Raw genomic sequence first — 14,168 nt, forward strand, 5'->3', positions numbered from 1 at the left:
TTGATTTTTCACGTCAATATTTCTCTTACAAGTCTTTATAAACTAACTTCAAAAGTTCTTGACTCATTTACGATTTGCCCATTTTCAGTAATTCCCTTTATTTCAATAACATATTTTCCAATTTGGTTTCCACTGAAAAACTCCATGGAATAAATACCCGATGCGTCCATTTCGATTTTGGGGTCCCAATAAAGTGTGCCCTCATTTTTACCATTTAACCCAAGAGTGGCCGGTTTAAAATCAGTATTTTCATCAAATCCCTGAATTTCCAGCTTTACCATACCAGTATCAGAAGGCCCATAATCTGAACTTAAAAGTGTTCTATTGGTATATACCGCTATTACGCCGGAAGCTGCCCTACTCCCATATAAAGTAGCCGAGGCAAAACGGAGCACGTCGATGAACAACACCTCACTTGCCCGCAATGTATTGAGAAGACCTTTTGCGGGCACCCCATCCACCAAGACCAAAGGTCCTGTCCCATTTTTTATACTGCCGGGACTTCCACCCAACAAACTAATACTTTGATTTGGATAATCCCCTGATATACGGAAGCCTTTGCGAGCCAATAAATCTATGGCACTCATCCCATACCAACCCGGTATGGAATCCCTGAAAACCCGAACATCCGGATGGCTATATGGAACGGAGGAATTGATTTCCTCCATTATGATTTGGTCTATTGTCTTTCTTTTTTCTTTGACCACCACTTCATTTAAATACGTCATACCCGGTTGGTAATCCTCGGATTTGATATGGTCATAGTCCGAATTGTAATCTTTTGAGGTATGATGAGTAGCGATCAGATACGGGTTTTCTGTATTATGAGGCATGTTTTTGGTGATTTTTGGCCATGTCGGATCTACGATGATCGAATCCTTGGGGAAATCATTCTTGTTTTTTAATTGAAGTATTGCCGTGGCCTTGCCATTAAAGACATAGGGGCCAAAACTAAAATGACCGTTCTTGTCCACAACTTGGGTCTCACCATAGGCATTTTCCAAAATACTGAGCGAAACGATCCTTTCGCTCATTTTTTCATTGTTTGCCGAGCAAGTCACTTTTCCACTGATCATGATGCCTTTTTCCGGATTGGATGTGCCGACAGATCTATTATTGTCCTCCAGGTCGTTCAATATAAACCCTTCCCTCTCTTTGGTCAACATGAAGGCATCCATAATAGGTTTCGATAATTCAAAACCTATACGATCTATCGTCAGATTGTTGATTGTGCCAATAAAGTCCGATTCCAATAAAAACCAGTCCTTCATTCCAGAATGGTGTATCTGGTTCTCCAATGGTGTAATGCTTACCGAGAAATCCCCTTTTATCGGTGTTCCCATGGAGTCTTTGATCGATATCGATAAATTGGTCCTTTCATTTTTGAAAGGTTTGTCGGGAGAAATGTTGATGGATAATCTAGGCTCCTTGGTTTTATTATCAACGAAGATGGTTCTTTGGCAAATGGGTTCCCCTTTTTTGTTGTCTAGGGTGAATCGTGCCATCCCATTGGGAAAGTCTTTGGTAGGTATTTTCAGGGCGTAGAAACTTTCTTGACCGGAATCCACTTTATGTTCGATGATTTTTCCACCTCTCATATACCCCTTTACAACCGTACCATCAAGTCCATTCTTCTCGGTACTTTCCATCTGCACAATGATGTTTTCATCACGGTTTTTGACGCTCAAGGAATACCCTTTGGTTGAAACCGGAGGCAGGAAATATTTTCTTTGGGCATCATCATGGATCATGGCATAATATGAGGTGTTGGTCTTAGGTTTAAAATAAACCAGGGCCAGTCCTTCATCACTTTTGAAATGTGCGACTGTTTTTCTGTTAGAATCGAGTATTGCCCCTTCCAAATCAAGTGGATTTCCGTCCGCATCGGTGATTTTCAAGGCCAGGGTTGTTGAGAGTCCAGCCACCAAGGTTCCTCCTTCCGGGAAGAAATGGATTTGGATAGTTCTGTCCTCTTGGTACATTGAAAGGTTTTTGGTCTTAACTGAGTTGTGTACAAGATCATCACTGAACTCCTTTAGAGAGGTATGATCCTGAAATACGGGCAGTACATTCTGAAAATAGGGAACAGCATCATTCAGCATGAATTTGGTGTAGGCCCTTAATCCATAAGAACCATTTTGGATTTTTTTGGGCAAAGGAATTGCGCTGTAACCGCTGATATCTTCAACATATAACCTGCGTTTATCTACAATGCTGTCCCGGGAATCCAAAAGCTCAACATAGACCACTCTACTTTTTGGACTTTTTTTATGGGTAAGGCCATCAAGTAGGTAGGCCTTGAACCAAATGGTGTCCCCGGCCATGTACATATCCTTGTCCGTATGCAAATAGGTTTTTTCCGGAGAATAGAAGTTTATATTATCGGTTAGGGGGATTTCTGTTGTATTTCCATCTTGCCCATGGCTATTGAAAGAAATCAAGCTTATAACAAGTATTACTAGTATTGGAATCGTTTTTCGTTTCATATGATTTTTAAACTAAAACCTTTTAATCCAATTATTTACAATATAATCACTCTTTGGAAATAGAACCCAGTTGATGCTCAGAAACGCCATCAAAAGAGTTGTTCAGGACAACATCCAAATAAAACGTGCTGGAACTCTTGATTTTATGAAATCAGCAAATCTACCCCAGTAAAGCCCCTAATTATGAACAAGATACGTCTTTTAAGCCAACAATTGAATAATCGGCAATGAAATAGATTGTTCTAAGAGCTAACAATCACAAGTTTTAACCGCAAGTAGTGTAATGATATCAAACCAATATTTCTGAACGAAGCGTTATCAAAAATCAACTTACACTTCCTAAACACTTTATCGCCCATCCTGTTTTAAGAAATAAAAAAACCAAGCATGTGCTTGGTTTTTTGGATTGAAATTACAATCATTTGTAATACAGTAATTTACATTGTTATTTTAACCAATAGAGCTCCTCATCGGTCTCTCTTTTACGCTCGTTTTCGCTCATTTTCGTTTTTGTTCTTTAAAAAATAACAAATGATCATATTTGAGGTTTGGACTGCAAAAAGAAGGCGCAGTATACCAATTTGGTTGGACCAAAGTATTGTACTCTAAACACCCTATCCAATGTAGTCGTTTTTATTTTCAATCATCACAATTGTCTTTATGGCTCCTGAATAATCCTTGAAGACTGCTTCTTTATCGAGATACCCTTCCAGAAGCATCCCCGCCCATTAATTTTTCTACTTCAGATACGGTCACAAGGTTGGCATCACCTAAAATTGTATGCTTCAAACAAGAAGCTGCAACCGCAAAATCAAGGGCTTTTTGATCATTATCCGGCCACGTTTTGAGCCCATAGATCAATCCCCCCATAAAACTGTCTCCACCACCGACCCTATCAACAATGTGGGTTATTTGGTATGTATCCGATTTGAACATGGTTTTCCCGTCGTACATTACTCCTGCCCATGTGTTATGGGAAGCACTAATAGATCCTCTAAGGGTAGTAATTACTTTTTTCGCGTTCGGGAATTTCTTCATCATTTGTTGGCAAACCGAAAGAAAAGCCTCTGCGGTCACATCATGTCCTGATTTGTGCACATCCAAACCTTCTGGGTGAATACCAAAATGTTTTTGCGCATCTTCTTCATTGCCTAAAATAATATCGCAATGAGAGACAAGTTGGGGCATGATTTCCTGAGGCTCCTTACCATATTTCCAAAGCTTGGCCCTATAGTTCAAGTCGGTTGAAATCGTGAGTCCCATCTTATCAGCAATCTCAACGGCCTCTAAACAGGCATCTGCCGCCCCTTGTGAAATGGCAGGGGTTATCCCTGTCCAATGAAACCAATCGGCACCATCAAACACACTCTCCCAATCGACCATTCCCGGTTGTATCTCGGACATGGCAGAATGTGCCCTATCATAAACAACCTTACTCCCTCGGCTCACTGCCCCAGTTTCCAAAAAATAAATTCCGAGCCGATCGCCCCCAAAGACCACATGTTCGGTCCCTACGTTGCGCTTGCGCATTTCCATCAGGGCACATTCCCCAATATCATTCTTGGGCAAACGAGTCACAAAATCCACCGGAATCCCATAATTGGCCAAGGATACCGCAACATTGGATTCACCGCCTCCATAAACCACTTCAAAACTGTTTGCTTGGGAAAAGCGTTTAAACCCTTCTGGGGCCAGACGCAACATTATCTCACCAAAGGTGACTACTTTTTTCATTTTTAGTAAAGGTTATATATGATTGATCTAATTTTAAAAAAGGGGAAAAGGGCACGCTACGCTACTATTTACGTGCCCTTTTAAAAACTAACAAACTATTCTTATTCAATATTTTCCGTTATTTCCACATCTCTTTCACCTGAAGAGGCTATTGGTTTTTTGTGCCAATAAGAGGCGAGTATGGAACCCGTTATATTCATTAAGGGTCCAAAAACTGCCGGGGCCAAGCCCATTGTCGCTATTTTTCCAAGTGAATTGGCAATACCCGATGCCAGTCCCCCATTCTGCATGCCTACCTCAATAGCTATGGTCCTTGCATCTCTTTCCGGCATTCGTACCAAGCGGGCAAAGCCATAGCCAAGGAAGTACCCAAAAAGATTGTGAATCAGCACCAAAACGATCAAAACACCTCCAATATCCAAGAGACTGTCCCTGCCCGCTGCGGTTATCACCACAATGATCAAACCAATACCTGCCATGGAAACCAAAGGCATTGCCTTGTCCAGCCATTGGGTTTTCTTTCCCAACAATTTGTTGAACAAAAGTCCCAATCCGATTGGAAGAATGATCATTTTCACTATACTCCACATCATACTGAGCACGTCTATTTCCACAAACTCCCCAGCCAACAATTTCATCAATAATGGAGTGACAAAAGGGGCAAGAAGCGTTGCAATGGATGTAATGGTGATGGACAATGCTAAATTGGCATTAGCCAAATAAGCCATTACATTTGAAGCTACCCCACTAGGTGAGCAACCAATAAGAACAATACCTGCAGCTATTTCAGGTGGCAAGCCACTAAGATTAGCTAAAAGATACCCGATAATGGGCATAATCGCCAATTGGGCCACTACCCCGGCAACTACTCCTTTTGGGGTTTTTACCACTGCCGCAAAGTCCTTCAAACTCATTGAGGTCCCCATTCCGAACATAATGATCTGGATCAACGGTATGATCAGACCTGTGAGTTTGAATCCCCCGACCTCAATAAAATAGTTGGGATAGAACATAGCCAGAGAAACTCCGGCAAAGACCATGGTCGTAAAAATATAGCCCTTAAGCACTTCATATCCGCTAAAAGCAAATGCAAGAACCGCAAACATTCCTATCATCAAAGGTCCTATTTCCGACAATCTGCCCGAAATTATCATTATAAGGCAAATCAAAAAAAGGAGTATTGCCATCCCAAATGCCACAGTATATTTATCTAGTTTTTTCATGAGCTTCAATTATCAGTGTTATTTAAGGTTTTGGATAATGTCAAGCGTTTCCCTGACGGTGGATGACAAGGCATCAAAATTGCCCGTTTCCAATATTTCCTTGGATATCAATTGAGATCCCATGCCCACACAGGTAACACCTGCCTGGAACCAGCTTCTAAGGTTTTCTTCCGTTGGGGACACACCACCTGTGGGCATTACGCTGGTCCATGGACAGGGTCCCTTGATGGCTTTCACAAAGGAAGGGCCATAAATACCCCCGGGGAATAGCTTTACGATCTCGCATCCTAATTCCTCTGCCTTTGCTATTTCGGTCAAAGATCCACAACCTGGAGACCAAAGAACCTTTCTACGATTGCAGACCACCGCAATATCCTCCCTCAGTACAGGGGTAACCACAAAGTTGGCCCCTAATTGCATGTACAATGATGCAGCTGCAGCATCGGTAACCGACCCTACGCCCATAATCATTCCTGGAAGTTCTTTTAAGACATATTGATTGAGTTCCTCAAAAACCATATGGGCAAAATCACCCCTACTCGTAAATTCCAATAACCGTGCACCACCATCGTAACATGCTTTCACTACTTTTTTACCCAATTCGGGGTCTTTGTGAAAGAAGAGGGGGACCAAGCCTGTTTGTTGCATGGCCATGGCCACTTCTATCCGTGTATATTTTGCCATAAATTTTCATTAATGGTCCCAAGACCATCCATTGATATTTGTAAAGCTGTTCGAATCAATATGAAAAAGGGTGCCCAAGGTTTTGGGCACTCCTCTTTCTAACTAAACAACCTATCTATTTCACATTTGTTTTAATTGATTGGAAGAATTAGGTGACAATTGAATTCTCCCTTATTTTAATTTGATGAACGTCATCTTTTGCCTGAGCATGTAATCTGGAATTTCCGCCGTACCGATAACGCTCCTCCGTATTTCATATTCATCCCCATTGACATCCTTATAACCATAGCCATGGGTGTCAAAAACTATAGGCATACCATTGTAGGTCCCAATGAACAATTGACTGTGCCCACTATTGCTCACTTGAATAGTAACAAACGGTTCGTTGGACCCCATGGTTTCCAATTGTGCCTCTTTTCCATCCTCTGGAGATATTGAATCGGGAGAAGCAGTATATAATGAAAGTAAGATGCCGTTGGAGGGCAATTCAAAACCAAAACAACCGAACAAGTCCGTAAGTATGGTGGCGTGGTTACGTCCGTACCAACCTCCCGTCCAATCATAAATCAAATCCAAAAGTTTGGTAGCCTGAGTCATGATGTTTTTTCTGGTATAGGGTAAATAACCTATGGAAACGTCCGCATCTTCCTTTATCCAGGCTTCCTGAATATCCAAAGTACCATCCGTTTTCCTAGTGGGTACAAGTATAATTCTCGGATTCCCTTTCTTGTATGCAACTCGGGTGGACATTCCCATCCAGCCGGAGACCAAATCATTCTTTTCATCGGAATAAAAAGGAGCACTCTCCCCTGTAACAACAAGGAAATCTTTCGAATTGGTCAAACTATTGATATGTTTTTCATCTCCAAAGGCAACCTGCTCGGACCTGACCCAACCAATACCATCGTCGGTAACGACCAATAGAAATCCCCTTGAAGCGGATTTATGGATTACCTGTACTTTTTGACCCAGAGGCAGCGCATTCAAGTTCCAAAGGTCCCAACGTGTTTTACCATTGTTTGTCATCCCTATGTTCTCATCGCGTAACGATGGAATAATCCTAAGCAGTGTCCTGGATACCAATATTCCCGTCATGGGCTTTACTTCTGATGGTAGTTCGGATAATGCCATTTCCGTTCTGAAAGACTCCAGTTCAGCCTGGCCATATTCCACGGCAAGCCTGTTCCCGAAACTTCCTCTTTCCAAAAAGGCAAGCTGTTTTTCCAAGGCCTCTTTGGTCAATTGGGAAACTTGTTTTCCGGACATAGCCGTCACATTGGGCACATAAGGCAATAGTCCTGGTCTGCTCCGCATTTCCCTCTCCAATCTTTTGGAAGAGATACTGTCCAAACCTGTCTCCCAGGCTTTCATCCGTTTTCGGTAACCATCGTTCATTCCTTCTATGCCTTCAAGAGAAAGAATCACCTTGTCAGGGGCATCCATAAGCTTGACCCAATAATCCGCACTTTTCATTTCTGGGAGCGTGCCTTCCAACACATCGGGAGCTCTCCAGTATAGATTACGGGCATGCTTTGGCTTTTCATCCTGGGCTTGTACCATGCCCGCCATGAATACCATCATGATCACAAAAAAACTCTTTTGTGCGGTTAATCTCATGATACCTCCATATGTGGATTTTTTCATCATCATTCCCATGTTCATCAAATCAATAGGTTAATAGATTGACCAGGAGCTTTTTGGCCACCACTGCGTTTGGTTCCTTACTTGAAAGGTGTGGAATCATGTGCAATGTGGAAAGGGTCACTTTTCCTTTTCCCAAGGGTATCCTACCCAATGCGGTCAATATCTGTTTGGATCCCTGATTTCCCAAGGCCACAACAAGGTCCAGTCCTAAATAGTCGAGCATAATACCTTGTACTTGGGCATTCTCCCCCATATGTGCCCCTTTATAGAAGCATTGATATTCCCAACTCATACTTTCTCCTTGGGGAAGTCCTGTGAGGACTGGGTTCAATCCTGTGAAAAGTCGGCCGGAACCGCCCCACCTCTTGATACCTTCGCCATCATAGAACTTGGGTACCCTTTTCAGTCTGTTGTCAATTTGTTCGGCAACCTTGTCCGCTTGTGTGAGTACAATGAGGGACATTCCTTGTTCAACCCGATCCAAAATGTTCTGCATTACATCCGATGCAATTCCTCCCTCTCCTTGGTCACCAATGATCAAGACATCTGTTGAAGCAGCACTTTTTGAAAATGGTGTGGTTTCCTTGTTCATATTTTGTTGAAGGAAATCTGCAACAACCCCATCATTTTCCATAACAGCAATGGAACCTTTCAAGGCCACACCGTCTTTTATATCTACAGAAAATATCTTGTCAAACCCTGTGGCCTTTACCTGCCCATTAGACTGCAATTTTGCGTGCAAGGTATAATACCCTGCTTTGTCAATGGAGGGCAACTGTACCCCTTCGACCAACATCTGCCCAAAATCTTCTCCGCCCTTTACCTTTGTGGAATAACTTTTTTCAAACAAAGTATTTCCGTTTTCATCGGTAAGGGACAATTCCAACTTATGCGTTCCCTTTAGGTTCTCCTCATTGACGAGATAGATATCTGCAATAGGTGACTTGCCTATTGGCACTACCTTGTTCCTAAGTTTAACGGCCACATAAAGGGGTTGTGTATAATACCGTATAATGGACGCGTCAGCAGTTGGGTTTCTGTACATATCCACCACATCTGTACGGGTGGATGCGGATGCCCATCCATTCATGTTATAGGCATCGGCTATGTTGCCCATTCTTATGTTCTCGATATTCCGGGCATGGAAGTAATGTAAATTCCTTCCTAAACTTTTGGTCAGGCTGTCCACATTGGGATAGGCCTTTCTAAATCCTGTCTCATCCAAAAAACGATCATAGTGCTCGAACCAATCCAAGTGTTCCTGTTCCCTGAAACCAGTACTGCTGGTTTTCTCAATTTCTTCCTTTATTTTCTGCAATCGCACCATGGTCCCAAAGGCTCCTTCCTCGCCAAAGAAAACCACCTTTTTCTTATTCAATGGATATAGGGAATCCTTGGCCAAGGGTACCCTCGCGGCATTGATGACCCCTCTTAGATAAAACTTGGGATTCCGGTACATATCATCCGTATAACCCGAATAGGCGTACCAATGGTGTTGATCCCACCAGCCTCCATAAATAAGGCCTGGTTTAAAAGGAAGTGCATGCAGTTCGAAGGGATCATTGGGTTTGTTCCGGTAATATTCGTCACCAGATTTGCCAATATCGCTGCCACTATTGTATGTGACCACTCTTGAAGGATCCAACGCATGAACCATTTCCATATCCTTTATATCCCTGTCATTAGGTGGATTGGTCTCTTCGTTTTTAAGATTGTATATAATCAAAGATGGCAGGGATCGGTCCCTGATCACCATACGACGCAACTTCTCACTCCTCCATGCATAGGCCTGTTCATCTGGTCCTTCTATGCTGTCCCATCTGTTGGGGGTCACCCGATATCCGCCAGGTTCCTCATAGGTAAAAAGTCCTGACTCATCTGCATAATCAAAGACCAAGGGTTGCCCGATAGCCCTATGCATCAACATGGTATTAAGCCCCAAATCGTAGAGTGCTTCTTTATCTCTTTCAGCCATTTCGGGTGTTGGAAAAATACCATTCTTGGGCCAAAAACCACGGGTCATGGCCGCTAGGATAAAGACCCTTTTCCCATTTAGATAAAAACGTTTGTCCCCATTCTTTTCCTTCACATCGAACCATCTGAAACCAAAATGCTGGCTTTGGTTGTCCACCACTTGGTTTCCATCAATAAAGGAAACGGTAGCCTCGTACAATTGCGCATGTCGTTCTGCCACTGGTTTATTGGTGGTAAGTTCCCAAAGTTTTGCCTGGGGCACTGTTGCAGCAACCTCAAAGGTTTTGGAAGCCGTATTGATCTCTGCACTAATTGTCTTGCCCCATACTTCTGCATTGGGTTTCCCTTTTTCATGAAGGGAAATCTCTATTTGCCCTTTTTGGGGTGCTCCCGACCAGTTCTCCACTGTAGTAACAATCTTTACTTTTTTGGGACTGGGTTGGTTCTGTATATAGATGTCGGCAATGTGGACACTCTTGTCCACTGCTTTCAACATTACTTTTCCTGTAATGCCCCCAAAGCCGTGCACCGCAGGGACCAAATTATCCCCCCAACGCATCAACGTATTGTCGTTCCATGAAAAGCTCCCTACTGGATCGGTAATCCGAACATCGAGATAGTTCTTTCCCCCAAAAACAACTGCGTCAGTGGCATCAACATCAAAGGGAGTATTTCCAATAACATCATAGCCTACCAATTTACCATTGACAAACACCTCTGCCCTTAGGTTTGCCGATTGAAATGCCAATAATATACGTTTACCCTTTTGGGACACATCCAGGTCAAAGGTTCGGCTCCACCAAGAAACTCCTTTAAAGTCTCCCCCGGTATCCGGGATGGCACCTCCTATTTCTCCCCAGTAATGCTCTTCAACGGTTCCTGGCACATTGGTTTGGATTGCCATGGGATTGCCATGAAGTTTTTCCCATCCACAGCTAGGTGGATTAACGGGCAATTTGGTAATGTCCACGGGAGGAAGGTAGACCTTGTCATTGTACCATGAGGCACCATGATCTAACCAGAGCTTCCAGGAAACATTGGACAGTTCCTTTTCCCATCTTCCATTTTGTCCAACGGCATGGCCCCCGTACAGGGCCATTACCGCAACTAAGACAAAAAATCTGAACTTATGTATCATTGTATCAATCATATTTTTCTCTGTTAAGATGATTGGTTTCTCCCAACTTCTTAGGACTTTCCTATTTTAGTGGGGATGCTATATATCTTATCGTGGGTTGTAATATATAGGGTCTTCATGTCGGCTCCACCAAAGGTTAAATTCACTGGATAGTCCGGTACGTAAATTATTCCATGGAATTCTCCCTTGTCATTGAACAATTGCACGCCTGCATATGTAGCCACGTATAAATTGCCTTCGGCATCCACTTTCATTCCATCGGCACCTGAAGATTTCTCAAGTTTGTCCAAAATTCCCCTTGTGAGATATAGTTCAGCAAACTTCCTTTCATTGGAAATGGTACCGTCTTCCGCAACGTCGTACGCCCAAATGAAATTTTCCTTATCGCTGTTCACATCCCAAGATTCCCTATCATCAAATGTGTTATTGATATATAAGGTCTTGCCATCGGGGCTTAGGGCTATCCCATTGGGCATGGCATAGGAGTTGGGTTCCAAAAGCCTTTTGACCTCGCCATTTGGGCTTAGATAATATGCACTACGACCGGGCTGGCTCTTAACCGCATCCCCTGTAAATTGCGGGTCTGTAAAGTATATGCCACCCTTACTGTCCATCACCAAGTCGTTGGGTCCATCAAGTGGTTTGCCATCATATTTGTCGGCAAGAACCTTAAGGATGTTTCCTTTGGTATCCATTTTAAGGATTCTATGTCCGAACATATCACATACGGCCAACGTACCATCTTCCAAAGGAATAATTCCGTTGGTCTGCATCTTGTTTTGTACTATGTTCCTATAGGCCCCATTAGGATCCATTTCCACAAGGCTGCTTTTCTTTGGATCTCCGTTGAAGTTTTCATCAAAATACATGTTGGAAAAGTAGAGCTTGCCGTTCTGCCATGCAGGCCCTTCTGTAAAGACAAGGGTTGGTTCACTTTCAGAACCGTTAATGAGCAGTTTTGCCTTGGCTCCCATGGGAACTATCTTGTGGTAACCGTCCAATCTCACTTTGCTATTGGCATCATAATCCGTTCTCGGAGGGAAAAAGACATCCATGGCATCACATCCATAAGGTCCCAAATCTCCTCCATGGACCAAATTTGGGGGAAGGTTCACAATGTCCCCTTCCTTCATTCGAACCACATCGTCCAAAATAATTTCATCTATCCATCCATTGAATGCCAACATTGTTTGCTCCTCTGGATGAATATGTCTTGCAAAGGTCGTATTAGGGTTCATCCGCAAGAAACTCATTTGTACTCCCTTACCTGAGATGATTCGGGAATTGGCCCCAGGCACCAGTTCTGCATACTGCAATTCATCCAGGTTTAGCACAACTCCGGGCTCTACATTGGGCTTAACGGGAAAGCCTTCTATGGAAATAGGGTCTGGAATGCTGCCATAGCCCACGGCATCCAGATAAAAAGTCGATACTGGGCTGAAAATTTCCAGTATTTTGGCCCCGTTGGGACCTGCCTTAATGGCTGTGGGCGCTCCATCCTGCAAATAAACAAATTCATGGACCGGTGCAGCACTGGTTAATGGGCCCTGTTCTTCCCTTTGGCGGGCAATCAGCGTTCTTTTTTCCCCGTTGACCAGCTCCTCGATTTCTCCTTCCCGAACAAAAAGAAATCTTTCCCCTTCAATGACTCTTTCGGGCATGCTGGCTCCAGCTTCCAGTTCCACAACGGCCATGAGTGCACCCATGCCCCAGTAGACCTTGGCATTCACTCCGTCAGCAAGTGAAACCGTTTTCAAATCCTTAAGATTGGTAACCTTGGCATCTTCAAGATTGGAATGTATGCCAGTATCCGGAACATCTGTACGGGTTCGTCCTTTTACCTCATATTCTGCAATAATATTCTCGTTCAAATCAGCCCAAGCAGGCTTTTTATCGGTCTTACAGGCCGATATCACTAAAAGAAGGCCTAATGCCCAAAATGTTTTTTTCATAGTTTCCATCTTTTGTCTAGGTTTATAGTTTAGCCGCTTGTCGCGCCAATAATTTCCAATTTCCGTTCTCCACACGCCATACATAAAGAATTCCGAATTTCAATGTCCCGGTCTTCCCATTTTCGGAGTAATTTGTTGTTAAGACATGTCTCACAACACCAACATCCCCGATAATCCGAACCGTTTGATCTTTGATATCGATGGTTTCAAAGTGAAAGGGGCCTTGGGTCAATCCATAAATAATCTGTTCCTTATTTTCGATGAGGCCACCGGAATGGCCATAACTCAATTCATCTGAAAACAGATTGTTCAAAATTTCCGCATCGGGTTTTAGCATGGTCTTTACCAACAGTGCAGTCGTATTTTCGAGATTTTTTCGCATTTGAATCGATGACCCTGATTTTGTTCCAAGGATGTCTTCGACATATTTTTTCAGTTTCATATTGCCGACTTTAGGTTCGATGGTAGATGGTAGCTTTCGCACATACCATTTCACCTCATAATCCAAGGATTCATTCTTTCCAAGATTTTGGTAGGAACCCTGGTTTTCCAGTTCTACATATGTTTTCTCTTTGTTGACATATAACTCGACATTTGACTCGCCGGGTGCCGAATCGCCCTTATCCACCATTGCGAAGCTTTTAATGAAGAGTACATTATCCCGCACATAGGCTATCCATCCATCACCACCATCCATAAAAAACTTTTGGGGGGATTCCGTATTTGAATCATATGGATACCAAATTGTACCACTGTCATCAACAGTGGGTGGAACAGGGTACATTTTGTTAGGCCTCGGTAGATCATCCTTGTGTCTTTTTGGGATGAAGGCCAATCCGCCAGTGGAAACTCGGGTCACTTCCCAAGGAGCTACTTCTTGAACTTTATCCGAAATGTTCTTGATGATATATTTTACCGTTATGGAAGTATCCTTTTCGTTTATCTGAAATTCCTTTGAAAACTGGAATCCTCGCTTATCATCCGGTAGGCTGACCAAGCGGAGAACATTTGAGCTTTCGGATTGGACGGTGTAGATCCCGTTATCCAAAGCCCCATGTCCTTTCCATTTTCCTTCGGGGGATAACCACAGTGTTGAGCCATAGAAATAAGGGTGCACTTTGTTGGAAGCTATCACTTCTTGGTCATTAATTTTAAAGGATGTAATCCTTGCTCCCTTATTGCCGTCCACAACCATGGAAACATTGGACACGGTCACTTTAAACTGATTATCACCAATATTCACAACCCCATCTTGGGCAATCCCACTAGCGCAAATACCTAATAGTGCAACGCATATTAGAAACTTGTTATATATCCTATTTACTTTCATGCT

At 43.0% G+C, this 14,168-nt stretch carries 8 protein-coding genes; all 8 read right to left on the reverse strand.

Features of this window, described 5'->3' with window-relative positions:
* Positions 1–35: 35 nt before the first annotated feature.
* Positions 36–2,486, reverse strand: a complete 2,451-nt coding sequence (locus D2V05_RS19415) for a TonB-dependent receptor plug domain-containing protein (protein WP_119649335.1) — start codon at positions 2,484–2,486, stop codon at positions 36–38.
* Positions 2,487–3,179: 693 nt separating this feature from the next.
* Positions 3,180–4,220: a sugar kinase gene (locus D2V05_RS19420; RefSeq protein ID WP_119649337.1), complete on the reverse strand. Its 1,041-nt coding sequence runs from the start codon at positions 4,218–4,220 to the stop codon at positions 3,180–3,182.
* 101 nt (positions 4,221–4,321) lie between these two features.
* Entirely contained in the window at positions 4,322–5,335 is a 1,014-nt protein-coding gene (locus D2V05_RS19425) for a bile acid:sodium symporter family protein (RefSeq protein ID WP_235855506.1), read from the reverse strand.
* 126 nt (positions 5,336–5,461) lie between these two features.
* Positions 5,462–6,127 carry a bifunctional 4-hydroxy-2-oxoglutarate aldolase/2-dehydro-3-deoxy-phosphogluconate aldolase gene (locus D2V05_RS19430; protein ID WP_119649341.1) on the reverse strand — a complete coding sequence of 222 codons (666 nt, stop codon included), beginning with the start codon at positions 6,125–6,127 and terminating at the stop codon, positions 5,462–5,464.
* A gap of 171 nt (positions 6,128–6,298) precedes the next feature.
* Entirely contained in the window at positions 6,299–7,789 is a 1,491-nt protein-coding gene (locus D2V05_RS19435; RefSeq protein WP_119649342.1) for a hypothetical protein, read from the reverse strand.
* Positions 7,790–7,793: 4 nt separating this feature from the next.
* The gene (locus D2V05_RS19440; protein ID WP_183114870.1) at positions 7,794–10,883 is read right to left on the reverse strand and encodes a glycoside hydrolase family 2 protein; all 3,090 of its coding nucleotides are present in this window, start codon (positions 10,881–10,883) and stop codon (positions 7,794–7,796) included.
* Positions 10,884–10,933: 50 nt separating this feature from the next.
* Complete coding sequence (locus tag D2V05_RS19445) at positions 10,934–12,835, reverse strand: SMP-30/gluconolactonase/LRE family protein (RefSeq protein ID WP_220473582.1); 1,902 nt, start codon at positions 12,833–12,835, stop codon at positions 10,934–10,936.
* A 22-nt stretch (positions 12,836–12,857) separates the two neighbouring features.
* On the reverse strand, positions 12,858–14,165 hold the full coding sequence (locus tag D2V05_RS19450; RefSeq protein WP_183114871.1) for a DUF4380 domain-containing protein: 1,308 nt from the start codon (positions 14,163–14,165) through the stop codon (positions 12,858–12,860).
* Between the last annotated feature and the right edge of the window lie 3 nt (positions 14,166–14,168).

It is taken from the genome of Flagellimonas pelagia (genome assembly GCF_003584135.1).
Taxonomy (GTDB): Bacteria; Bacteroidota; Bacteroidia; order Flavobacteriales; family Flavobacteriaceae; genus Flagellimonas; species Flagellimonas pelagia.

Coding starts and splice junctions, on each gene's coding strand:
- D2V05_RS19435 (WP_119649342.1), bottom strand. CDS start 7,789: ATGAACATGGGAATGATGATGAAAAAATCCACATATGGAGGTATCATG.
- D2V05_RS19425 (WP_235855506.1), bottom strand. CDS start 5,335: ATGATAGGAATGTTTGCGGTTCTTGCATTTGCTTTTAGCGGATATGAA.
- D2V05_RS19415 (WP_119649335.1), bottom strand. CDS start 2,486: ATGAAACGAAAAACGATTCCAATACTAGTAATACTTGTTATAAGCTTG.
- D2V05_RS19440 (WP_183114870.1), bottom strand. CDS start 10,883: ATGATACATAAGTTCAGATTTTTTGTCTTAGTTGCGGTAATGGCCCTG.
- D2V05_RS19420 (WP_119649337.1), bottom strand. CDS start 4,220: ATGAAAAAAGTAGTCACCTTTGGTGAGATAATGTTGCGTCTGGCCCCA.
- D2V05_RS19450 (WP_183114871.1), bottom strand. CDS start 14,165: ATGAAAGTAAATAGGATATATAACAAGTTTCTAATATGCGTTGCACTA.
- D2V05_RS19430 (WP_119649341.1), bottom strand. CDS start 6,127: ATGGCAAAATATACACGGATAGAAGTGGCCATGGCCATGCAACAAACA.
- D2V05_RS19445 (WP_220473582.1), bottom strand. CDS start 12,835: ATGAAAAAAACATTTTGGGCATTAGGCCTTCTTTTAGTGATATCGGCC.